Below are 23,007 nucleotides of genomic sequence, written 5' to 3' on the forward strand. Positions count from 1 at the left end.
TCGGCCGCAGCGGCCGCGGGCACAGCGTCGTCCAATATAGCCCGCATCACACATCCTGTTACCGGAGAGTCACGAAGCCGGTAGCCTGAGGGCGCCATGCCCCGCCCGTCATCCCCTTCACGCACGCGTTCGGGCTCCGGAGCGGCCCTCGGCATCACGATGGCGCTGGCCAATCTCCTCAGCTACGTCTTCGTCCTCGTCCTCTCGCGCGCCCTCGGCCCGTCGGACTTCGGCGGCTTCTCCGCGCTCTCGGCCTACGGCATCGTCCTGTCGGTCCCGGCCGGGGCGCTGCAGGTCATCGTCGCGCGCCATGTCGCGGGCGCCACCCACGACTCGCGCGGGGTGCGCACCGCGCTCGGCGTCGGCGTCGCCCTCGCCGCGGCCACGATCGTCGCCGCTCCCCTGCTGTCCAGCGCCTTCCGGCTCGACACGGCCTGGTCCGCGGTCTGGCTCGGCCTGACGCTCGTGCCGATGACGCTCACGGGAGCCTTCCAGGGAATCCTGCTCGGGCGCGACCGGCTCGTCGCGCTGTCCGTGATCTACGTGGCCACGGCGGCCGGCCGCCTGGCCGCCGGCGCCGGGGGTGCGGCGCTGGGCCTCAGCGTGGCCGAGGTCTTCGCGCTGCTGCTCCTCGTCGCGGTCGCCGTCGCCGTGCTCGGCGCCTGGCTGTGCCGCGACGACCTCACGCTCGCCGACGACCGCAGGCTCGGCGGCGAGCTGATCCGCGCCACCATGTCGTTGGGTGCCTTCATCGCGCTGACGAACATCGACGTGACACTCGCCCGGGCGTACCTCGGCGACCACGACTCCGGCGGCTACGCCCTCGCCGCCACGTTCGGCCGCGCGATGGGCTGGGGCACGCAGTTCGTCGCGCTCCTGCTCGTCCCGCGCATGCAGGGCCCACGCGCCGCGCGCTCGTTCCGCCGGTCGCTCGGGCTGATCCTGCTGCTCGGGCTCGTCGGCATCGCGGTCATCGCCGCGGCCCCGGAGTTCTGGGTCGAGCTGGCCGGTGGCGCGGAGTACGCCGAGTTCGGGTCCCTCGCCGTCGCGTGCGTCGCCCTCGGCGTGCTGTGGGCGCTGGTGCAGGTGTCGCTGTTCGCGGAGATGGGCCTCGACAGCCCGTGGCTGGGCCGGTTCACCTGGTGCGTGGTGGCGGCGCAGTGCGCGCTCGTGGTGCTGTGGTTCCACGACACCCCGTACGAGATCGTCGGGGTCAGCGCCGTGGGCGCGACCGCGATCGTGGGTGCGGCGCTCGTGCGCTCGCGGCGCCTGCAGCACGCCTGAGGCGGCGACCGGAGCGCGTACGCCCGACCGCCGCCCCTGAGGACCTCAGTCCTGCTTCTGCTCGATCGCGCGCGAGCGACCCATGATGATGCGGGCGCCGAGCTTCATGACGCCGGGGAACTTCGTGGCGGCCTTCCAGGCGATCCGGTTGAGCCGGTTCTGGACGTGCACCTGGTAGCGGCGCAGCCACTCGTCGCGGCCCTTCAGCACCGTCGGTGCCGTGCGTCGGAACGTGAGCGCGTGCAGGCCGTTGGCCCACCGCGGGTCGTCGTCGGACTTTGCGTCCCACGTGGCGTCGATCGTCCAGCCCGGGTGACGGTCGAGGAAGAGCCGGTGGGCGCGCTGCACGACGGGCCACGTGGCGTCGTCGATCAGGACGAGCGCCTCGTCGGCCAGCAGCGGCTCGACCACAGCCAGCGCGAGGTAGTGCGCCAGCAGCGTGTGCTCGCCGTCGTAGAAGTAGACGCCGACCGGGCGGTCGATGATGCCGGGGACGGCCATCAGCTTGAAGCAGTCGCCCTCGAGCAGGCGGACGTCGGCACCGGCGCCGTACTTCGCCAGGTTGTCCATCAGCTCGGTCCGGGCCTCCTGGCCCGCCATCCCGAACTCGAGGAAGTTCTCCATGGCGTAGAAGACCTTGTCGGCGTTGTCGCGCACCGTGCCGCACATCGAGCGGCCCTTGAAGGTGCCGACCTCGAGGTACGCCTCGTCCGCCGGCATGATCGCCGCGGCCAGGTTGAGCATCGCCAGCTCGTTGGAGGAGGTGAAGCCCGTGACGTCGCCCTTGACCTGGTCCCAGTACGGATCGATCGGATCGGTGTCCTGGGGATCGCCGGGGAAGAGGGAGGGAGCTCGGTCGAAGAATGCGGAGGTGTCCATGGGTGCCTTTCGTGCGGCGATCAGCCTATAGGGAAAGAAGGGGGTTCACGCCCGGGTCTGCCAACGTTCACGGATCGCCGGCGCCAGCCAGGTCCAGACCATCGGGGTGGCCTCGTCGGAGAAGTGCAGCTGGTCGCGGAACATCACGATCCCATGACGCTCGCGGGCGAAACCGCGTTGGCACTCCAGCGCGTCGTAGAGGTCCAGCACGGGGAGCGCGTTGCGCTCGGCCCAGTGGGTGAGCCACGTGTTGATCCGGCGCGGATCGATCACCGTCTCGGCGATTTCCGGCCGCTCGTCGAACCACTCCTCGTCCTCAGCGTCGATCTCGTAGTCCCCGATCGAGTCGGCGCGGCACGGCAGGGTGGCGATCTGCACCTGCTTGACGTCGGCGGAGCGCGCCGAGGCGAGCAGGGCGTCGAGCTGCTCCTCCACCATCTCGCGGTAGCGCGGGTCGTCGACCTCCAGCAGGCTGCCGTCCTCGAGCTGGTGCGGGACGCCCAGCACCGAGCCGACCATCAGCACGAGCACGTCGGCATCGGCGTCTCGCAAGTCGTCCGCGAGGCTCTCGCGACCCTCGCGGCAGTCGGCGGAGATCTGCTCCTGGTTGCGCGGCGTCCAGTGGATCGGCAGCGGCAGCAGGCTGCAGCCCTCGGTGGCCAGGTCGGTGACCTCGAGGTCGGCGAAGGTCCGGTCGGGGAACCCCTGCGCGAGGTAGTGGGCGACGGAGTCGCCGTAGAGTGCGGCGCGCACCGTCTCCCCGGCGGGCGCGTAGGCCGGGGTGCCGTCGACCAGCGCGGGCACGCGTCCCGCGGCGATGTCCTCCTCGACGGTGGGCACGTCGCCCACCCGCACGGCGGCGAACAGCACGGCGACGGTGCTCGCGACGGCGAGCACCCGACCACGGTCGATCCCACCGGTGAGGCGGGCCAGGCCGCCGAGCATCACGGGGACCTCCACGAGGTGGAAGCTCAGGGCGGCCAGCGCCAGGGTCACCAGCGACCCCAGGATCAGCGTGCCTTCGAGCGGCAGCGCCGGCGCGTAGCGGTCGAGCCAGAGCTTGACGGGCCAGTGCCACAGGTAGAGGCCGTAGGTGAGGATGCCGAGGTAGACGAGCGGGGCGACCGTGAAGACGCGCCGGAACAGGCCGGACCCGACCTGCACCGCTCCGGCCAGGCCGATCGCCGTCAGCGCGGCCAGCATGAGCATCCCGCCGGACTCGAACATGAAGGGCGAGAGCGGCGGCACGATGAAGAAGCACACGATCGAGGTCAGCGTGGCCGCCCACGCCCAGAAGGCGGCGACGCGCGGCCGCATGTCGGCCGGCCGGCGCCCGTCGCGGTCGGGACCGACGGCGAACGCCACCGCCATGCCGGCGAGCAGCGCCTGCACGCGGGTGTCGGTGCCGTAGTAGGCATGCGCCTGGGCCTCCGTGGAGCCGACGCCCACCATCGCCGTCCACACGGCCGAGGCGGTGGCCAGCCCGGAGACGATCAGGACCCGGGTGACGCGACGGTGCACGAACCGGATCAGCGCCAGCACGAGGAACGGCGCGACGAGGTAGAACTGCTCCTCCACCGCCAGGGTCCACACGTGGCGCAGGAACGACGGGTTCGCCCACTCCACGAAGTACTGGTCGGCCTGCTGGACCAGCCGCCAGTTCATGACGAAGCCCATCGTGGCGAAGATGTCGCCACGCATCGACCGGCGGGTCGCATGGTCGGCAGCGAGCGCCGCCCACGTCGCGATGACCAGCAGCATGATCGTCAGAGCCGGGAGCAGTCGCCGGGCGCGGCGCCGGAAGAACTGCACGACGTCGATCCGGCCGGAACGCGCGTGCTCCTTGAGCATGATCGTGACGATCACGTAGCCGGAGAAGACGAAGAAGAGGCTGATCCCGACCCACGCGCCTTGCAACGCCTCGATGCCGAAGTGATAGGCCAGCAGCACCACCACGGCTAGCCCGCGCACCCCGTCGAGGGTGGCGCTGCGGGTGCCCTGACTGGTTCTGAGGGAGAAGGTGTTGCTCACCGCGCCGCCTCCCCCGCCTGGTCGCGGACCAGCGGCGCGAGCCAGGTCCAGACCATCGCCGCGGCCTCGTCGTCGAAGTGCAGTCCGTCGCTGAACAAGGTGATGCCGTTGACCTCTCTCACGGGACCGTCCCCGCAGCCCAGGGCCTCGTAGACGTCGACGAGTGGCACGGAGCGGGACTTCGCCCAGGCCCGGACCCACTTGTTCACGACGGTCGGCTCGGCGGTCGCGTGGATGACCTCGGGATGGTCGGCGACGTAGGCCGCTATGCCCGGGATCGTGGCCATCTGGCGCGGGTCACGGCACGGCAGGGTGGCCACCTGCAGCCCGACCTGCGCCTCCGAGGCGTCGTCGCGCAGCCGGTCGAGCGCCTCGATGACCTCACGGCGGAACCGCGGGGAGTCGAGCCAGATGGGGTTGCCGTCGGGATCCTCGTGCGGGATCGTCGCGAACGTCGGCAGCATGACCAGCGCCGTGTCGGCACCGGACTCGCGCAGGTTCGCCGCGAAGTCGCGCTTGGCCGCGCGGCAGCGCTCGTCCTGCTGCAGCTCGCGGTAGGCGATTCGCGACTCGAGCAGGTCGCAGCCGGGCACCGCAAGCGACACCACCGAGAGGTCCTCGTACTGCTCCTGCGGGAATACCTCGGCCAGCCGGTCGGGCAGGGAGTCGCCGAACATCGCGACGTGGGTCGTCTCGTCAGCGGCCTCGTAGGCGGGCTGGTCGGCCTTCAGCGACGGGATGTCACGGCGCGCGACCGTCTCTCCCGTCGCAGGCACCTGCCCGACCACGACGGCCATCACCACGACGGCCGCCGGGCCGGCCACCGCCAGCCACCCCGGCCGTCGCAGCCGCGGCACCAGGCCGCGCAGTCCATGATCGAGGACGGGACGCTCGAGGTAGCGGTAGCTCAGCGCTGCCAGCGCCGTGGTGACGACGCAGCCGACCGCGATCTCCACCGCGGCGGACATCCCCGGCACCTCGCGCTCCAGCCACAGCTTGACCGGCCAGTGGTAGAGGTACAGCCCGTAGCTGCGCTCCCCCAGGTAGGCCAGCGGTCGCCAACCCAGCACCCGGTGCACGGACAGGTCGGGGCGCGCGACGCACGCCCACACCAGCACCGCGACGACGGCCGACTGGACCAGCATCCCGCCCTGCTCGAAGAACAGGGGCGACATCGGGTCCACCAGCACGAGGGCCGCGAGCAGGGCGCCGAGCGACAGCCAGGAGACCGGCTCCAGCACCGCGCGTGACGACGTGCGCATGGCGGCCGGGCCGGCGAGCAGGTACGCCAGCAGGACGCCGACCAGCAGGGACTGCAGGCGGGTGTCGGTGCCGTAGTAGGCGTGTGCCTGGGCGGAGGCCCCGTCGAGCCCGACCTGCGCGGTCCACCACGCCGAGCCGACGGCCAGCAGTGCGAGCACCGCGATCGCGGCTCGGCGCGAGCCGATCCAGGCGAGCGCCGCCAACAGGAGCGGCACCACGACGTAGAACTGCTCCTCGACCGACAGCGTCCACGCGTGGCGCAGCATCGACGCCGAGCCGAACTCGGCGAAGTACTGGTCGGCCTCGGCGATCAGCCGCCAGTTCATGACGAAGCCCAGCGTGGCGACGATGTCGCCCCGCAGCTGGCGGCGCGTGGCGTCGTCGGCCAGCAGCAGCGCCCAGGTGGCGACCACGAGCAGCAGCACGACGAGCGCCGGCAGCAGGCGACGTGCACGTCGGCGGTAGAAGCCGAGGAGGTCGACCCGGCCGAAGCGCTCGCGCTCGGTGATCAGCAGCCGGGCGATGAGAAAGCCCGAGAGCACGAAGAAGACGTTGATCCCGGTCCAGGCGCCGGTCAGCGCCGTCAGCCCGAAGTGGTACGCCATGAAGAGCGCCATGAAGCCGCCGCGGATGCCGTCGAGGGAGGCGACCCGGCGGCGCACCGGCGTCGCCGTCACCGCCACGCCTGCCGTGCCTGCTCGAGCGCCTCGGGCGTGCCGACGTCGAGGAAGGCCGCGTCCTCGCGGTGGGCGCGGACGTCGGCGCTCGCGACCAGCGCGGGGAAGACGTCGACCTCGAGCGACAGCGGCACGGTGGCGGGCAGTCCCAGCAGGACGTCGCCCCGCATCACGTAGGTGCCGGCGTTGACGAGACCCGGGCCGGCCTCGAGCGGCTTCTCGTGGAAGCCCGTGACGCGCGTTCCGGTGTCGTCGAGCGAGACGACGCCGTACGCGCGGGCGTCGGGCACCTCGCGGACGTGGATCGAGCCGGCCGCGCCCGAGCCCTCGAACGCGGCGACCTGCGCGGCGAGGTCGTGCCGCGAGAGCAGGTCGCCGTTGACGACGACCACCGTGTCGTCGGCCCCCACCGTGCGCGCGGCCAGGGCGAGTGCGCCACCGGTGCCGAGCGGCTGGTCCTCGCGGCTGTACGTCAGCCGGGCGCCCCAGCGCTCGCCGGTGCCCAGGGCGTCCTGCACCTGCTGGGCGCCGAACCCCACGGCGACGACGACGTCGGGCACGCCCGCCTCGACGAGCCGGCGGATCTGGTGGGCGACGAGGGGCTGGCCCGCGACCTCGACGAGCGGCTTGGGCAGGTCGCCGACCGCGGCTCGCAGACGGGTCCCGAGACCCCCAGCGAGGACGATCCCACGGCGCACAGACACTGCCCTAACTCTTGGTTACCCGCGCGTACGCACGGCGCTGGTCATAGTAGTATGCGTCACATGCTCGACGACCCTGATGTGCGTTCTCGCCCCGTGCCGAACCTCGGTACGAAGGTCGCGATCCTCGCGGCGATCCCCTTTTTGGCCTACGGGATCTACCTGCTGCTGACGCCCATCACCGACATCCAGACCAGCTCCGGAGCGATCTTCGAGTGCGGATCCGCGCTGCAGCCGCCCTCGGACAAGTTCCAGGAAGGGGTCTGCGGCCCGATCAACACGCAGTACCTCTACCGGGCGATCGCCTCGATCGTCGCCGCGGTCGGCATCGCCGGCGTCGGTGCGGCGCTGTTCGGCTTCAGCCACCAGGTGGAGCGCGCCCGCGGCAGCCGCTCGGAGTACAGCGGCAGCTACGAGTCCGCCTCGGACCACGACCGCTACGACGATCGCGCCGACCGTGCCGACCGTGACGACCGTGACGACCTCGCGGACGGCGGCGCCCGCCGCCGGCTCCTCGAAGACGGCCGCTGAGTCCCGCGGGCCCCGCCCGCTGCCTCATCTCTCATGTCCGCTCCTGTCCCCTCGACGCGCGCGCGGCTGCCCTATCGGCCCGCGCTCGACGGCCTGCGCGCCGTCGCCATCGCCGGCGTGCTCGTCTTCCACCTCGACGAGCGCGCCCTGCCCGGCGGCTGGCTCGGCGTCGACCTGTTCTTCGTCCTCTCGGGCTTCCTGATCACCAACCTGCTCGTCTTCGAGCGCGAGCGGTGGGGCCGGATCAGCGTCGTGCGCTTCTGGGGCGCCCGCATGCGGCGCCTCCTGCCCTCGCTGGTCACGGTGCTGCTCGCCGTGTCCGTGGCGGCCTGGCTCTGGACGGTTCCCGGCCGTCGCACCGCCGTCGCGTGGGACATCGTGTCGTCGCTGTTCTACGTCTCGAACTGGCGCTTCATGCTGGGCGACGAGCAGTACTTCGACCAGCTCTCGATCCCCTCGCCGGTCCGGCACACGTGGTCGCTGTCGATCGAGGAGCAGTTCTACATCGTCTTCCCGCTGCTGCTGATCGCCGTCGGCGTCGTGGTGCGGAAGCGACGCGGCCAGGCCCTGGTCTTCGCCGTCCTGGCGCTCGCGTCGGCCGCCGCCATGGCGAGCGGCTACGCCAACGGCACCGAGATCACGACGCTCTACTACAGCACCCTGACGCGAGCCTTCGAGCTGCTGATCGGCGTGTGCGCGGCGCTGTTCCTGGGGCACGCCGCGTTCCGTGAGCGCCGCTCCCCCGTCCTGACCGACCTCACGGCATGGGCCGGCCTCGCGGTGGTCGTCGCGGCCATGGTGGGGCTCGACTCCGAGTCGGGCATCGTCTTCCGGGGCGGGCTCGTGGTCGTCTGCCTGGCCTCGCTCGTGGCGATCCTCGCGGCGGCCAGCGGCACGAGCGGCACCTTCACCAAGGTCCTCGGCAGTCCGGTCCCCCGCTGGATCGGCCTCATCTCCTATCCCCTCTACCTGTGGCACTGGCCGATCATCGTGTTCGTCCACGAGGGCGTCACCGGCCTCGACGGACTCGCACTCGACGCCGTCCGCGTCGGTCTCTCGGTGCTGCTGGCCTGGGTCACCTACCGGTTCATCGAGGGTCCCGTCCGCGGGCGTCGGCCGTTCTTCGGCTCGGCCCGCGGCTTCTCCCGCGCGGTCGCCGTCGTGGCTGCGCCGCTCGTCGTCGCGAGCGCCTTCGTCGTCGCCCACTCCGAACCGCCGCGGGGCGAGCTCTCGGGCTACGCGCTGAAGCCGGGCCAGAAGCCCCTGGAGCTCACGCCCGATCCGTACACCGCCGAGGAGCGTCGCTCGGCGATGCTGCTCGGCAACTCCATCCCGTACAGCATCTACCGCAACGTGGCCACGCACGAGTTCCGTCAGCTGTCGCTGAGCCAGTCCACCCACCTCGGGTGCGATCCGTTCACGCTCCAGAAGCGGGTCGGCGGGGAGACCACCGAGCCCACCCGCAACTGCCTGGAGTGGCGCGACGAATGGCCCGGCCTCGTCTCCGCCCAGCAGCCCGACGTGCTCCTGTTCTTCGTGCCGCAGACCTTCCTGTCCGACCTCGTGAAGGGAGACGAGGTCGCGAAGTTCGGCTCCCCCGAGCACGAGCGCCTCATCCGTGAGGCCCTCGACGAGGTCGACCGCAAGGGCGGCGACGCGGGCACCCTCGCACTGTCGACCCTCGCCTGCCACGACATCCCGGCGTTCGACAAGGTCGAGATGCAACAGCTGAACGACATCGAGCGGGTCGAGCGCGTCAACGCCATCGCCACCGCGTGGGCCGCCGAGAACGACGTCCCGGTGATCGACTCCTACGCCGCCCTGTGCCCGAACGGGTACCAGCCGCTGCTGGGGAACGACCCGCTCTACGAGGACGGCCTGCACTTCACCAACGAGTCGGCGCCGCACGTGTGGGCCTGGATGATGCCGCAGGTGCTGCGCTTCGCCGATGCCGCCAACGGGGAGGCCTCATGAACCGATCCACCCGCGCCACCGTCTCGAGCGGCTCGATCGTCGCCGTCGGCATGATGGTGATGAACGTCGCCACGTACGGCTTCAACCTGGCCGCCGCACGGCTGCTGGTCCCCGCCGAGTTCGGCGCCCTCACGGCCCTGCTCAGCCTCATCCTGATCGCCAACGTCGTCGCGCTGGCACTCCAGGCATCGATCGCCCGCCGGATCTCGGTGCATCCGGACCACACGGCGCAGATCGTCCTCACCGCGTCCCGCGTGGCGCTGGCGGTCTCGCTCGCGGTCGGGCTCGCGGTGGCGCTGTCCAGCCCGGTGCTCACCCCCGCCTTCTCCTTCGACTCGATGTGGGCGGTCATCTGGTGCGGCGCGATGCTCGTGCCGCTCACGCTCGCCGGTGCCCAGCTCGGCGTCGCGCAGGGCACCGGACGGTGGGGCAAGCTGGCGGCCCTCTACGTCGGCAACGGCCTGGGCCGGCTGTTCGGCGGTGTCGCCGGCGTGCTGATCGAGCCCTCGGCCACGAGCGCGATGATGGGCCTGGCGATCGGCGCGTGGCTGCCCGTCCTGCTGGGCGCCGGTCTGCTCAAGACCAGCGGCACGGGCGACGTGCACAGCCGTCGCCCGCTGGTCTTCGAGACCGTGGCCTCGGCGTCCACCCTGCTCGCCTACTTCGCCTTCAGCAACGTCGACGCGCTGATCGCCCGCGGCGGCTTCGAGGCGCACGACAGCGGTCTGTACGCCTCAGGGCTCATCCTGACGAAGTCCACGCTGTTCCTGCCGCAGTTCGTGAGCGTGGTGTTCTTCCCGAGCCTCGCGCGCGACTCGTCGCACCGCACCCGGCTGCGGGCGGCGGGACTGGTGGCCGTGCTCGGCCTGCTCGTGGTCGCGGGCAGTGCGGTGCTGCCCCAGCTGGCGCTGATCCTGGTGGGAGGCGACCAGTACGGCGAAGTCGCCGACGACCTGTGGCTGTTCGCCCTGTCCGGGACGTTCCTGGCGATCGTCTACCTGCTCGTGTTCGATGCTTTGGCTCGCCGCTCGACCGGGGTGGCCGTGCTGCTGTGGGTGGCGTCGGCGACGGTGTTCTCCGTGGCGTGGTTCTGGTCGATCGGCATCGTCGGACTCGTCGTCACCATGGCGTGCGTCGGTGCCGTGGTCGCCGCCCTGCTGCTGGCCTGGCCCCTGCTGCGACCCGAGCGGGGCCATGACGCCGACGGCGCAGCACTGGCCGAAGACGCAGCGCTCGCCGACGACTCAGTGACCGGCTTCGTGCCAGGTGCGGCCGACGCCGACGGAGACGTCGAGCGGCACTGACAGGTCGGCCGCCGCGGCCATCTCGCGGCGGACGAGTGCGGTGAGCTCGTCGAGCTCGGCCGACGTGGTCTCCAGGACGAGCTCGTCGTGCACCTGGAGCAGCATCCGCGACTCGAGGCCCGCTTCGTCGATCGCGCGCTCCACCTTGAGCATCGCGACCTTGATGATGTCGGCCGCCGAGCCCTGGATCGGGGCGTTGAGCGCCATCCGCTCGGCCATCTCGCGCCGCTGACGGTTGTCGCTCTGCAGGTCGGGCAGGTAGCGCCGGCGTCCCATGATCGTCTCGGTGAAGCCGGTCTGGCGGGCCTCGTCCACCAGACTGCGCAGGTAGTCGCGCACGCCGCCGAACCTCTCGAAGTAGTCGTCCATGAGGCCCTGGGCCTCACCGGTGGAGATCGAGAGCTGCTGGCTCAGGCCGTAGGCCGAGAGACCGTAGGCCAGGCCGTAGTTCATCGCCTTGATCCGTGCGCGCAGCTCGGTGCCGATGTCGTCGGGGTCGCGCTCGAAGACCTTCGCGGCCATCACGGTGTGGAAGTCCTCACCGGAGTTGAACGCCTCGATCAGATCGGCGTCCTCCGAGAGGTCGGCCATGATCCGCATCTCGATCTGGCTGTAGTCGGCGGTGAGGAGGGTCTCGTACCCCTTCCCCACCACGAACGCCTCGCGGATCCGGCGACCCGACGCGGTGCGGATCGGGATGTTCTGCAGGTTCGGGTCGTTGGAGCTGAGCCGCCCGGTGGCCGCGATGGTCTGGGCGTAGGTGGTGTGGATCCGCCCGTCGTCGGAGATCGAGCGGCGCAGGGTCTCCACCGTCTGGCGCAGCTTCGTGACGTCGCGGTGCGCGAGCAGGTGCTCGAGGAACGGGTGCCCGGTCTTGGTGTAGAGCTGCTGCAGCGAGTCGGCGTCGGTCGTGTAGCCCGTCTTGGTGCGCTTGGTCTTCGGCATGCCGAGGTCCTCGAAGAGCACGACCTGCAGCTGCTTGGGCGAGCCGAGGTTGATCTCCTTGCCGCCGATGGACTCGTAGGCGGCGTCGGCCGCCTGCTGGGCCCGCGAGGCGAACTCGGACTCCAGCTCGAGGAGCGCGTCGTCGTCGACGGCGATCCCGGCCTGCTCCATCCGGGCGAGCGTGGACACGAGCGGCAGCTCGACCTCGGCCAGCAGCCGGGTGCCCCCGGCCTGCTCGACCTCCTGGGCGAGGGCGGCGGACAGGTCGAGCGCGGCTCGCGCGCGCAGCATCGCGATCTCGGCGTCGTCGTCGGTGTCCAGCGACAGCTGGCCGCTGTCGGCGGTGTCGTCGCGCAGCTCGCGCTTGAGGTAGCGCACCGAGAGGTCGCCCAGGTCGTACGAGCGCTGGTCGGGTCGTACGAGATAGGCCGAGAGTGCCGTGTCGGCGCGCAGTCCGCGCAGGTGCCATCCCCGCTCGGCCAGGGCCAGCATCGGGCCCTTCGCATCGTGCAGCACCTTGCCGCGCTCAGGGTCGGCCAGCCAGGCCGCGAGAGCCTTGTCGTCCTCGGGCGAGAGCTGCTCGACGTCGATCCAGGCGGCCTCCTCCGGAGAGGCCACGGCCAGGGCGATCACGTCGCCACCGCCACGGCCCCACGATCCCTGGACGTGCAGGCCGACGTCGACCGTGGCGTGCTGCTCGAGCCACGCGGCGACCTCGCCGGGCGCCAGGGCACGGCCGGAGATGGCGAAGCCCGCCTCTGGCTCGACCTCGTCGGTGGTGCCGGGGAACGTGGTGAAGAGCCGCTCGCGCAACGCGGTGAACTCGAGCGAGTCGAAGACCGTGTGGACCTTCTCGCGGTCGAACGCGGTGTCCAGGTGGAGATCGGTCGGCCCGAGCGGGAGGTCGAGGTCGCGGACGAGGGCGTTGAGGCGGCGGTTGCGGATCACCGAGTCGAGGTGGTCGCGCAGCGACTGCCCGGCCTTGCCCGGCACCTCGTCGACGCGGCCGATCAGGGCCTCGAGCGTTCCGTAGGAGTTGATCCACTTGGCGGCTGTCTTCGGACCCACGCCGGGAACCCCCGGCAGGTTGTCGCTGGTCTCGCCGACGAGGGCGGCGATGTCGGGGTAGAACTCGGGCAGCACCCCGTACTTCTCCTGCACGGAGGTGGGCGTCATCCGCGCCAGGTCCGAGACGCCCTTGCGCGGGTAGAGCAGCGTGACCTGCTCGGTGACGAGCTGGAGGGCGTCGCGGTCGCCCGAGCAGACGAGCACCTCCATGCCCGCGGCCTCGGCGCGCGTGGCGAGGGTGGCGATGATGTCGTCGGCCTCGTAGCCGGCCTTGTCGACGTGACGGATGTCCATCGCGTCGAGGACCTCCTTCACCAGCTCGACCTGGCCGCGGAACTCCTCGGGCGACTTCGAGCGGTTCGCCTTGTACTCGGCGTACTCCTCGGTGCGGAACGACTGGCGCGAGAGGTCGAACGCGACGCACACGTGCGTCGGCTGCTCGTCACGCAGGACGTTGATCAGCATCGAGGTGAAGCCGAAGACCGCGTTGGTGCTCTGGCCGGTCGTCGTCGAGAAGTTCTCGACGGGCAGGGCGAAGAAGGCGCGGTAGGCCACCGAATGTCCGTCGATCAGCAGGAGTCGGTCCACGAGACGACCCTAGTCGGCCCCTCCGACAGGTCAGCCGCGGACGGCCGCGCGGCGGCGCAGCGAGCGCCGGACCGCCAGCAGCCGGCCGGTCTCACGAGAGCCGGAGGCCTTGGCCGCGAGCCGGGCGTTGAGCTTGCCGACGGGGATCGCGCGCAGGACCGCGATCTGGTTGAAGCCCAGCTTCGTGAGGTAGCGGTTGGGCTCGCGCGCGTGGGCGGCGGAGGACGCCAGCACGAGCTCGCACTCCTCCTCCTCGGCGTGGGCGGCGACGACCGCCAGCAGGGCGGAGGCGATCGAGCGGCGCCGGTGACTGGGCCGGACCTGCAGGTCGGACACGATCATCACCCGCGACATCGTGATGGGGTTGAGCGTGGCGAGGTCGGCGGCCGCGGCCGCCACCACCTCGCCGCCGACGAGCGCGACCAGGAAGCGCCGGCGGTGCTCGCGGGCGTTGAACTCGATCGCCTCGCGGGCCTCGGCCTCGGAGGGACACCTCCACAGGCCCTGCTGCGTGAACGCCTCGGACCCCTCGTCGCTGACGGCCTCGGCACACGCGGACCACAGATCGATGAGGGACGCTGCGTCGTCGACCTCGACATCTCGGATCTCGACCGGCTGGCGCAATGCCATCGACGTGGAACCTCCGGGCGGGGGACGGACGGGGACGGGCGACAGCCTACGCCCCGAGTCGTCGCCTGGGAATGGCTGGTGACCGCTCGCCAATCGAAACCGAACTGTTACCTAAGGGACCCGCGAGAGCGACGCGCGGAATCGCTGGGATGGCTATGCTCTTCAGGATCGACTTCTGGCGCGCCTGACCCCGGCGCGCAGCCATCGACAGGAGAATGTGTGCGACTGCGAACAGCGGCGCTGCTCTCGGTGATCTTCGCCGGGCTCGTGTTTCTCGCGAACCCGGCGATGGCTGAGACCACGTCCCCCACCCCCGGACCCAGCGCCTCGGCGCCGGCCTCCGATGCCCCCGTGACAGGTCCGGCCATCCGCGTGCGGCTGCTCGACCAGAAGGAGGGCAAGGCCGGCGACAACCCGCCGCCCGTGCCCGACGTCACCGTCACCGTCTCCGACGACTCCGGCACCGAGATCGGCAGCGCCGTCACCAACGAGATGGGCGTCGCCGCTGTGGCGATCCCCGGCAAGGGAAAGTACGAGGTCTCCATCGACGAGTCCACGCTTCCCGCCGGCGTGAAGCTGACCGGCAAGAAGTCGCTCGACGTCACCGTGAACCTCGCCTCGGGCCAGAACGTCGCGTTCCCGCTGAACGGCAAGGTCGTCGAGGCCACGCCGTTCACCGAGCGCCTCGTCGACAGCCTGATCTCGGGCATCAAGTACGGCCTGATCATCGCGCTCGCCGCGATGGGGCTGTCGCTGATCTTCGGCACGACCGGCCTGACGAACTTCTCGCACGGCGAGCTGATCACCTTCGGCGCGATCACGGCCTACTTCCTCAACTCCACGCTCGGGTTGCCGGTGATCGTCGCGGGCCTGCTGACCATCGTGATCGGCGGAATCTTCGGCTGGGGCCAGGACCGGGTGCTGTGGCGACCACTGCGCAGCCGGGGCACCGGCATCATCGCGATGATGATCGTCTCGATCGGCCTCGGACTGCTGCTGCGCAACCTGTACCAGTTCTTCTTCGGCGCGGCGACGCGCTCCTACACCGACTACACGTCGCAGCGGGCGCGTGACTACGGCCTGTTCGACCTGTCGAACAAGGAGATCGCGATCATGGGCATCGCGATCGTGGCCATCGGCATCGTCGCCACGATCATGACCCGCACCCGCCTGGGCAAGGCCATGCGCGCCGTCTCGGACAACCCGGCCCTCTCGGCCTCGTCCGGCATGCGCGTCGACGGCGTGATCTCGTCGGTCTGGATCATGGGCGCGGCGCTCTCGGCGCTCTCGGGCGTCCTGCTGGGCCTCAACAGCCAGGTCAACTTCATGATGGGCTACCAGTTGCTGCTCATGGTGTTCGCCGCCACCGTCCTCGGTGGCCTCGGCACCGTCTGGGGCGCGGTCCTCGGCTCGCTGATCATCGGCATCATCACCGAGGTCGGACCGCTGCTGGGCGTCCCCAGCTCCATCAAGGAGGTGGGCGCGCTGATCGTGCTCATCCTCATCCTGCTCATCAGGCCTCAGGGCATCCTGGGCCGCGCGGAGAGGATCGGCTGACATGGACCTCGGCAACATCATCGATGCGGCGTTCTCCAACGCCTTCGGCCCGCAGGCGATCGTGTTCGCGCTCGCCGCGATCGGCCTCAACATCCACTTCGGCTACACCGGCCTGCTGAACTTCGGCCAGGCCGGCTTCATGGCGGTCGGCGCCTACGGCCTCGCGGTCACGATGGTCCGGCTCGACCTGCCGCTGTTCGTCGGCATCGCGGCCGGCCTGTTCGCGTCGCTCCTGCTGGCCCTGGTGCTCGGTGTACCCACGCTGAGACTCCGGGCCGACTACCTGGCGATCGTCACCATCGCGGCGGCGGAGATCCTGCGCCTCGTGTTCGGTGCCGTCGAGACCAAGGCCGTCTTCGGCGGCTCGAACGGCCTCAACGGCTTCACCGACACGTGGAACAGCCTCAACCCCTACTCGGGCGGCATCGACGTGGGCTTCGCGTCCTGGGGTCCCAACGACCTGTGGGCCATGACGGTCGGCTGGGCCGTCGTCGCGCTGTGCTGCCTCCTCACCTGGGCGCTCATGCGCAGCCCGTGGGGCCGCGTGCTCCGCTCGATCCGCGAGGACGAGGACGCCGTGCGCTCGCTGGGCAAGAACGTCTTCCTCTACAAGATGCAGGCGCTCATGCTCGGCGGCATGATCGGCGGCCTGGGCGGCATCTTCTACGCGCTCAAGCAGGCCTCGGTCGTCCCGTCGGACTACAGCACCAACCTGACGTTCTTCGCCTACACGGCACTGCTCATCGGTGGCGCGGCCCGTGTGCTCGGCCCCGTCGTCGGCTCGATGATCTTCTGGTTCCTCATCAGTGGCCTCGGCGAGTTCTTCAGCCAGGCCACCAGTGGCGTCGACCCGCTGATCCCGGCCTCGGTCATGACCGACACGCAGGCCAGCCTGATCCGCTACATCCTCATGGGCCTCGGCCTCATGCTGCTGATGATCTTCCGACCCCAGGGGATCTTCGGCGACCGAAGGGAGATCGCGCTCGATGACCGTTGACATCACAGGTGCCCGCGAGGCACTCGCCGCCCTGCCCAACGATCCGGGCGTGCGCAAGCCCGACCCGATCGTGGTGGGCGACGACATCACCCGCACGTTCGGCGGACTCAAGGCCGTCGACGTCCAGCACGTCGAGATCCAGCGTGGTGTCATCACCGCACTGATCGGCCCGAACGGCGCCGGCAAGACCACGCTGTTCAACCTGCTCACCGGGTTCGACATCCCCGACAGCGGCTCGTGGGCGTTCAACGACAACTCGTTGGCCAAGGTTCCCGCCTACAAGGTGGCGCGCCTGGGCATGGTGCGCACGTTCCAGCTGACCAAGGTGCTCTCGAAGCTCACGGTCATCGAGAACATGCGCCTCGGCGCCACCGGCCAGCGCGGCGAGAAGTTCTTCCCGTCGATCCTCAAGACGCTGTGGCGCGGCCAGGAGGACGAGATCACCGCTCGCGCGGACGACCTCCTCGCTCGCTTCAAGCTCGATGCCAAGCGTGAGGACTTCGCCGGCTCCCTGTCCGGCGGCCAGCGCAAGCTGCTCGAGATGGCGCGCGCGCTCATGGTCGACCCCGAGCTGATCATGCTCGACGAGCCGATGGCCGGCGTGAACCCGGCGCTCAAGCAGTCGCTGCTGGGGCACGTGAAGTCGCTGCGCGACGAGGGCCGCACGGTCCTGTTCGTCGAGCACGACATGGACATGGTCCGCGACATCTCCGACTGGGTCATCGTCATGGCCCAGGGGCAGATCGTCGCCGAGGGCACGCCGGAGGCCGTGATGGCCGACCAGCGCGTCATCGACGCGTACCTGGGCGCCCACCACGACGAGGACCTCACCGAGCTGGACGAGGATCAGCTCGCACAGCAGGTCGAGGCCGAGATCGAAGCCGAGGAGTCCGACAAATGAGCGACGCGATCCCCACTCCCCAGACGCCGGAGGCCGAGCGCCGCAAGCACATCGAGGGCGCCGACGGCGCCGTCGTGCGCGCGGACAACCTCATCGCCGGCTACCTGCCGGGCGTGAACATCCTCAACGGTGCCGACCTGTACTGCCAGCCCGGCGAGCTGGTCGGCATCATCGGGCCGAACGGCGCCGGCAAGTCCACCTTGCTCAAGGCCCTGTTCGGACTCGTGAAGATCCACTCCGGCACCGTCCTGCTCGGCGGCGAGGAGATCACGAACAAGCGCGCCGACGTCCTGGTCAGCCAGGGCATCGGGTTCGTCCCGCAGACGAACAACGTGTTCCCGAGCCTCACGATCGAGGAGAACCTCGAGATGGGCTGTTACCAGGCCCCCTCGAAGTTCAAGGACCGGTTCGCCTTCGTCACCGACCTGTTCCCGACGCTCGGCCAGCGGGCCAAGCAGCGGGCCGGCTCGCTGTCCGGTGGTGAGCGCCAGATGGTGGCGATGGGCCGCGCGCTCATGATGGAGCCCTCCGTGCTGCTGCTGGACGAGCCCTCCGCGGGCCTGTCCCCTGTCATGCAGGACGAGGTCTTCGTGCAGACCCGCAAGATCAACCAGGCCGGCGTCTCGATCATCATGGTCGAGCAGAACGCTCGTCGCTGCCTGCAGATCTGTGACCGCGGCTACGTCCTGGACCAGGGCACCACGGCCTACAGCGGCACCGGCCGCGAGCTGGCGAACGACCCGAAGGTGATCGAGCTCTACCTCGGCACCCTGGGGCGCCAGGCGGGCTGACACCGCACGCCTCACGCACGACGAGAGCGCCGCTTCCCCTCGGGGAGGCGGCGCTCTCGTGTGTGCTCCTCTCCCCCGGTTCGGGGAAAGGCGAAGGGCCCGGGGCGTTCGCCCCGGGCCCTCCTGTGTGCGGAGAGTGAGTCAGTCGACTCAGATGTCGCCCGCGATGTAGTTGACGGCCTTGTAGCCGCCCTTGGCGTCGTACTCGTAGATGCCGATCGAGGCGGACGTCGGGCTGCCCGTCTCACCGAACTCGATGGGACCGGAGACACCGTCGTAGTCGATGTCCTTGTCATCCTCGAGCAGCGCGACGCAGTCCTTGTAGGTCGTGCACTTCTCGCCACCCTTGGTGATCTCGACGAGCTCGGAGGCGATGGCCTCGCCCGACTCGGTGCCGGCCGCGACGGCCGCGAGGGCCGACGTGATCACGGCGTCGTAGGACTCCGCCGAGTAGGAGTAGTCCTTCAGCTTCGGGTCGACGCCCAGCAGACGCTTCTTGAAGTCGTCCGCCGCCTCGGCGCCGGGGACCGTGCCCTTGACGCCCTGGAGCTCCGGAGCGAAGGACTGGTCCGAGTAGTCCGCGACGTTGCCGTCGACGAAGTACGTGGCGACGTCCTGCGGGCCGACACCCTTGCTGACCAGCTGCGGGACGATCTTCTTCGTCTCGTCGAACGCGATCAGCACGACGGCGTCGGGCTTGGCCGCGGCGACATCGTCGACCTGCGAGTCGTACGAAGGAGCCTTCTCGCCGTAGAACGACGTGACGGCGACCTTGGAGCCGGCGGCCTCGAGGCCCTTCTTGACCTGCTCGGCCAGGGTCTCACCGTAGGAGTCCTGACGCGCGAGGATCGCGACGTTCTGGCGGCCGTCCTCGACCAGCAGGTTGGCCATGACGGCACCCTGCAGGACGTCGGACGGAGCCGTGCGGAAGTAGAGGTCGGGCTCGCCGTACTTGCCGTTGTCGAAGTCGGTCGACGTGTTGGCGGGCGAGTACTGCACCACGCCGGCGGCGAGGATCTTGTCGATGACCGTCATGGAGACGCCCGACGAGGCGGCACCGACGATGACGTCGGACTTGGCCTTGATCAGCTTGTCGGTCTCGGTCGGCGCGATGCCCGAGTCGGTGTCGCCCGAGTCGCCCTTGACGTGGCGCGCGTCCTTGCCCAGGACGCCACCGGCCTCGTTGATCTCCTGGACGGCGAGGTCCACACCCGCGAACTCCGGCGGGCCGAGGAAGGCCAGGCTGCCGGTCTGCGGGAGCAGCGAACCGACGACGAACTCGCCGTCACCCTTCGCTACGGACGTGTCTTTGTCGTCAGAGCTGTCGTCGCCGCCGCCACAGGCAGCGAGGACGAGTGCGCTGGCACTGGCCAGTGCGGCCAGACGGAGCGTCGTGGTGGAGCGCTTCATCAATCCTCCGTGTGAGTTAATCCGAGCACGGGACGGTTCGCCCGGCACGATGTGACCCACAACCTAGTCCTCAGAAGTTTCCAAATCTCGCATGCTGCGTGATTGGGAGGTTTCGTAGTCAACTTGTAACCGTTGCCTCGCGAGGATGCTCAACCCTGCAACGACGGCCCGTTCTCGATGACGGCCTCGGCCACCTGCCGCATCGAGAGCCTCACGTCCATGGCCGTCTTCTGGATCCATCGGAACGCCTCCGGCTCGGTCAGTCCGAGGCTTTCCTGGAGCACGGACTTGGCCCGTTCGACCACCTTGCGCGTGGCGAGCTGCTCGTTGAGGTCACCGACCTCGGCCTCGAGGGCGCGCAGCTCCGCGTAGCGACTGCGGGCCATCTCGATCGCCGGGACCAGGTCGGACGCGGTGAACGGCTTCACGAGGTACGCCATCGCGCCGGCCTCGCGCGCCCGGTCGACGAGCTCGCGCTGGCTGAACGCGGTGAGCATGACGACCGGCGCGATGCGCTCGGCCGCGATCTGCGAGGCGGCGGTGATCCCGTCGACGCCGGGCATCTGGACGTCCATCATCACCAGGTCGGGGCGGTGCTCGCGGGCGAGATCGACGGCGACCTGCCCGTCGGCGGCCTCACCGACGACCTCGTAGCCCTGCTCGACGAGCATCTCGGCGAGGTCCATCCGGATGAGGGCTTCGTCCTCGGCGATCACCACACGGGGCGCGGGGGCGGTCGAGCGTTCTGGGTCGGTCACCCCGTAAGGTTATCGGGCACGACGGTGCGCCGAGATGGCGGAATGGTAGACGCGATGGTCTCAAAAACCATTGTCCGAAAGGGCGTGCGGGTTCGAGTCCCGCTCTCGGCACCCTGAGACTGAACTTTCTGCTTTCCGCACCCTGTAGTGACGGATCCTTCGACCTTCGGGTCGCTCCAACGACATCTTGGTACCAAGATGCGTGTCCACAGGGCGACCTCGCCCGGCTCGGCCGTCCACAGGCGAGGCCGCAGCACTCCCCCGGACGACCTCTGCACGCCACGGTCGTCGGCATGGAAGACGTCCTCACGACAGCACAGGCCATCGCACTCCACGGACGGTCCGCCGTCCGCCGTCCGCCACCGAATCGCGACCGGACGATGGCAACGTCCGATCCGCGGCGTGGTCGTCACCCACAGCGGCCCGCTCACGGCGGAACAACGCGAGCGGGCGGTGCTGGCTGCCTGTCCCACGAGCTCGGCGCTCGCAGGGCTGACCGCCGCCACCCGCCTCGGACTCCGGGGCTTCGAGCCGACCGAGGTCCATGTGGTCCTGCCCGCGGGAGCCAAGCGGCCGTCCGCCGATGCGGTGGTGCACTGGGGCACCATGCTGGGCCGGGAGGACGTTCCCGACCACCGCCTTCCTCGCACGACGAGCCTCGAGCGCAGTGTCATCGACGCGGCGAGCTGGGCCGCCACGAAGCAGGCGGCGCGGATGCTGGTCATCGCCGCATTCCAGCAGCGGTTAACCTACGTCCGTCGCATGCGCGACGCGCTGAGCCGAAGGGGCCCGTGCCGTCATCGGGCGGTCATCGTCCAGTCGATCCTCGACGCCGCCGGCGGCATCCAGTCACTGCCGGAACGCGACTTCGAGGCGATCCGCATCCTCGCGGGACTCCCGCGGCCCAGCCGTCAGACCAGGACCGAAGGACGGCACCGCAGGTACTACCTGGACGTGTGGTGGGAGGAGTTCCGCCTCGCCGTGGAGATTCACGGCATCTCACACCTGGCGGTGGAGCAGTGGAGCGACGATCTGCACCGCACCAACGAGCTGGTGATCGACGGCCGGCGCGTGCTCGTGTTCTCGTCGTTCGCCATCCGGCACCAACGGGATCTCGTCATCGACCAGCTGCGGCGTGCTAGCGGCCGGTGACGACGGAACTTGGTACCAAGATGTCGCTGTGACGACCCGAAGGTAGAAAGCTCCGTCCCTCCGGACATGCCGAAGGCCGAAGGATCCGTCCCGTCAGCCGATGGTGGGCGGGGCCTCGTCGGGGTCATAGGCCGCGACGACCCGGTTGATCGCGTCGCCCATCTTGTGCACGCGCAGCGCGTTGGTGGACCCGGGGATTCCCGGAGGGGCACCGGCCACGATGACGACGCGCCGGCCCTGCTCGCAGCGCTGCTGGCCCAGCAGCTCGCGGTCGACCTGCAGCGCGATCTGGTCGGTGTGGCTGATCTCCGGCGTCAGGAACGTCTCGACGCCCCACGTGAGCGCCAGCTGGCTCCTCACGAGCGTGTGCGGCGTGAAGGCCAGGACCGGGATCGACGAGCGGTAGCGCGCCATGCGGCGGGCGGAGTCGCCCGTGGTGGTGAAGGCGATCATCAGGTCGGCCTCGACCGACGCCGCGACCTGCGAGGCGGCCCGGCAGATGATGCCGGTCGTGGTCTTGGGCTCCCACGTGAAGGCGGCCATGCGCGGCAGGCCGTGGTCCTCGGTGGACGCGATGATCCGCGCCATGATGCGCACGGTCTGGATCGGGAAGCGCCCCACGCTGGTCTCGCCCGAGAGCATCACCGCATCGGCACCGTCGAGCACCGCGTTCGCGACGTCGCTGGCCTCGGCGCGGGTGGGCCGCGGTGCCGAGATCATCGACTCGAGCATCTGGGTGGCCACGATGACCGGCTTGGCGTTGCGGCGCGCCTTCTCGATGATGAGCTTCTGCACGATCGGCACGTCCTCGAGCGGCAGCTCGACGCCCAGGTCGCCGCGGGCGACCATGAAGCCGTCGAACGCGTCGACGATCTCGTCGAGGTTGGCCACGGCCTGCGGCTTCTCGATCTTGGCGATGATCGGGCGGTGGATGCCCTCCTCGTCCATGATCGCGCGCACGTCGTCGGCGTCCTCGGCGCTGCGCACGAAGGACAGCGCGATGAAGTCCACGCCCGCGCGCAGCGCCCAGCGCAGGTCGTCGATGTCCTTCTCGCTCATCGCGGGCACGCTGACGTTCACGCCGGGCAGGTTGATGCCCTTGTTGTTGCTGACCTCGCCGGGCACCTCGACCGTGGTGACGACGTCGGTCTCGGTGACCTCGGTGGCGCGCAGGCGCACCTTGCCGTCGTCGATGAGGATCTCGTCGCCGGCCTGGACGTCGCCGGGCAGACCCGAGTACGTCGTCGAGCACTCGTCGCGGACGCCCTCGACGTCGCGCGTGGTGATCGTGAAGCGGTCGCCGAAGTTCAGCTCGTGAGGTCCGTCGGAGAAGCGCCCGAGGCGGATCTTGGGGCCCTGGAGGTCGGCCAGCACGGCGATCGCCTTGCCGGTGGCATCCGCCGCCTGGCGAACGCGTTCGAGTCGCTTGAGCTGTTCGCTCTGCTCCCCGTGGCTCATGTTGAGCCGAGCCACGTCCATGCCGGCTATCGCCAGCTCGAGGATGCGTTCAGCAGTGTCGGTCGCGGGTCCCAGGGTGCAGACGATCTTGGCTCTACGCACATCAGC

Annotated in this window: 18 protein-coding genes and 1 tRNA gene; 10 read left to right on the forward strand and 9 right to left on the reverse strand. The window is 69.9% G+C overall.

Going from position 1 to position 23,007, the window contains the following annotated elements:
* Positions 1-96 precede the first annotated feature (96 nt).
* Positions 97-1,284, forward strand: a complete 1,188-nt coding sequence (locus tag ACY1JX_RS03760; protein ID WP_181755516.1) for a lipopolysaccharide biosynthesis protein — start codon at positions 97-99, stop codon at positions 1,282-1,284.
* Positions 1,285-1,329: 45 nt separating this feature from the next.
* Here ACY1JX_RS03760 and ACY1JX_RS03765 read toward each other — a convergent pair whose 3' ends face one another.
* From ACY1JX_RS03765 to ACY1JX_RS03780, 4 genes are read right to left on the reverse strand one after another with little or no spacing between them, the layout of a single operon-like run.
* Positions 1,330-2,163 (reverse strand): class I SAM-dependent methyltransferase, encoded by an 834-nt coding sequence (locus tag ACY1JX_RS03765; RefSeq protein ID WP_462565251.1) that lies wholly within the window; start codon positions 2,161-2,163, stop codon positions 1,330-1,332.
* Between the two features lie 45 nt (positions 2,164-2,208).
* Positions 2,209-4,194, reverse strand: a complete 1,986-nt coding sequence (locus ACY1JX_RS03770; protein WP_462565252.1) for an acyltransferase family protein — start codon at positions 4,192-4,194, stop codon at positions 2,209-2,211.
* Positions 4,191-6,140, reverse strand: coding sequence for an acyltransferase family protein (locus ACY1JX_RS03775; RefSeq protein WP_462565253.1), 1,950 nt, complete (start codon positions 6,138-6,140; stop codon positions 4,191-4,193). The genes ACY1JX_RS03770 and ACY1JX_RS03775 overlap by 4 nt, the downstream gene beginning before the upstream one ends.
* The gene (locus tag ACY1JX_RS03780; RefSeq protein WP_462565254.1) at positions 6,131-6,838 is read right to left on the reverse strand and encodes a nucleotidyltransferase family protein; all 708 of its coding nucleotides are present in this window, start codon (positions 6,836-6,838) and stop codon (positions 6,131-6,133) included. The genes ACY1JX_RS03775 and ACY1JX_RS03780 overlap by 10 nt, the downstream gene beginning before the upstream one ends.
* A 60-nt stretch (positions 6,839-6,898) precedes the next feature.
* Here ACY1JX_RS03780 and ACY1JX_RS03785 point away from each other — a divergent pair, with 60 nt between their 5' ends.
* The 3 genes from ACY1JX_RS03785 to ACY1JX_RS03795 are packed head-to-tail and all read left to right on the forward strand — an operon-like array spanning position 6,899 to position 10,644.
* The gene (locus ACY1JX_RS03785; protein ID WP_462565255.1) at positions 6,899-7,366 is read left to right on the forward strand and encodes a hypothetical protein; all 468 of its coding nucleotides are present in this window, start codon (positions 6,899-6,901) and stop codon (positions 7,364-7,366) included.
* Positions 7,367-7,399: 33 nt separating this feature from the next.
* Positions 7,400-9,340 carry an acyltransferase family protein gene (locus ACY1JX_RS03790; RefSeq protein WP_462565256.1) on the forward strand — a complete coding sequence of 647 codons (1,941 nt, stop codon included), beginning with the start codon at positions 7,400-7,402 and terminating at the stop codon, positions 9,338-9,340.
* Entirely contained in the window at positions 9,337-10,644 is a 1,308-nt protein-coding gene (locus ACY1JX_RS03795) for a lipopolysaccharide biosynthesis protein (protein WP_462565257.1), read from the forward strand. Before ACY1JX_RS03790 ends, ACY1JX_RS03795 begins: the two co-directional genes overlap by 4 nt.
* Here the strand turns inward: ACY1JX_RS03795 and polA are convergent.
* Both polA and ACY1JX_RS03805 read right to left on the reverse strand, forming a co-directional pair.
* Positions 10,585-13,245 (reverse strand): DNA polymerase I, encoded by a 2,661-nt coding sequence (polA, locus tag ACY1JX_RS03800; RefSeq protein ID WP_462565258.1) that lies wholly within the window; start codon positions 13,243-13,245, stop codon positions 10,585-10,587. The genes ACY1JX_RS03795 and polA overlap by 60 nt on opposite strands.
* Positions 13,246-13,275: 30 nt before the next feature.
* Positions 13,276-13,875: a GNAT family N-acetyltransferase gene (locus tag ACY1JX_RS03805; RefSeq protein ID WP_181755507.1), complete on the reverse strand. Its 600-nt coding sequence runs from the start codon at positions 13,873-13,875 to the stop codon at positions 13,276-13,278.
* Between the two features lie 219 nt (positions 13,876-14,094).
* Between ACY1JX_RS03805 and ACY1JX_RS03810 the strand changes: the two genes are divergently transcribed.
* The 4 genes from ACY1JX_RS03810 to ACY1JX_RS03825 are packed head-to-tail and all read left to right on the forward strand — an operon-like array spanning position 14,095 to position 18,121.
* Positions 14,095-15,432, forward strand: coding sequence for a branched-chain amino acid ABC transporter permease (locus tag ACY1JX_RS03810; RefSeq protein ID WP_181755506.1), 1,338 nt, complete (start codon positions 14,095-14,097; stop codon positions 15,430-15,432).
* Position 15,433: 1 nt separating this feature from the next.
* On the forward strand, positions 15,434-16,429 hold the full coding sequence (locus ACY1JX_RS03815) for a branched-chain amino acid ABC transporter permease (RefSeq protein ID WP_181755505.1): 996 nt from the start codon (positions 15,434-15,436) through the stop codon (positions 16,427-16,429).
* On the forward strand, positions 16,419-17,330 hold the full coding sequence (locus ACY1JX_RS03820) for an ABC transporter ATP-binding protein (protein WP_181755504.1): 912 nt from the start codon (positions 16,419-16,421) through the stop codon (positions 17,328-17,330). The genes ACY1JX_RS03815 and ACY1JX_RS03820 overlap by 11 nt, the downstream gene beginning before the upstream one ends.
* A complete protein-coding gene (locus ACY1JX_RS03825; RefSeq protein ID WP_078698385.1) occupies positions 17,327-18,121 on the forward strand; it encodes an ABC transporter ATP-binding protein in 795 nt (264 codons plus the stop codon). Before ACY1JX_RS03820 ends, ACY1JX_RS03825 begins: the two co-directional genes overlap by 4 nt.
* 150 nt (positions 18,122-18,271) lie before the next feature.
* Here the strand turns inward: ACY1JX_RS03825 and ACY1JX_RS03830 are convergent, their stop codons facing one another.
* Both ACY1JX_RS03830 and ACY1JX_RS03835 read right to left on the reverse strand, forming a co-directional pair.
* On the reverse strand, positions 18,272-19,531 hold the full coding sequence (locus ACY1JX_RS03830) for an ABC transporter substrate-binding protein (RefSeq protein ID WP_181755503.1): 1,260 nt from the start codon (positions 19,529-19,531) through the stop codon (positions 18,272-18,274).
* 149 nt (positions 19,532-19,680) lie between these two features.
* On the reverse strand, positions 19,681-20,217 hold the full coding sequence (locus ACY1JX_RS03835) for a response regulator (protein WP_181756232.1): 537 nt from the start codon (positions 20,215-20,217) through the stop codon (positions 19,681-19,683).
* A 100-nt stretch (positions 20,218-20,317) separates the two neighbouring features.
* Here ACY1JX_RS03835 and ACY1JX_RS03840 point away from each other — a divergent pair.
* Both ACY1JX_RS03840 and ACY1JX_RS03845 read left to right on the forward strand, forming a co-directional pair.
* Positions 20,318-20,400 (forward strand) — tRNA-Leu (locus tag ACY1JX_RS03840).
* A 291-nt stretch (positions 20,401-20,691) separates the two neighbouring features.
* Entirely contained in the window at positions 20,692-21,441 is a 750-nt protein-coding gene (locus ACY1JX_RS03845; RefSeq protein WP_462565259.1) for a DUF559 domain-containing protein, read from the forward strand.
* Positions 21,442-21,534: 93 nt separating this feature from the next.
* Here the strand turns inward: ACY1JX_RS03845 and pyk are convergent, their stop codons facing one another.
* Positions 21,535-23,001 (reverse strand): pyruvate kinase, encoded by a 1,467-nt coding sequence (gene pyk / locus ACY1JX_RS03850; RefSeq protein WP_462565260.1) that lies wholly within the window; start codon positions 22,999-23,001, stop codon positions 21,535-21,537.
* Positions 23,002-23,007 lie beyond the last annotated feature (6 nt).

The sequence above is a fragment of the Aeromicrobium sp. JP4 genome, assembly GCF_054957925.1.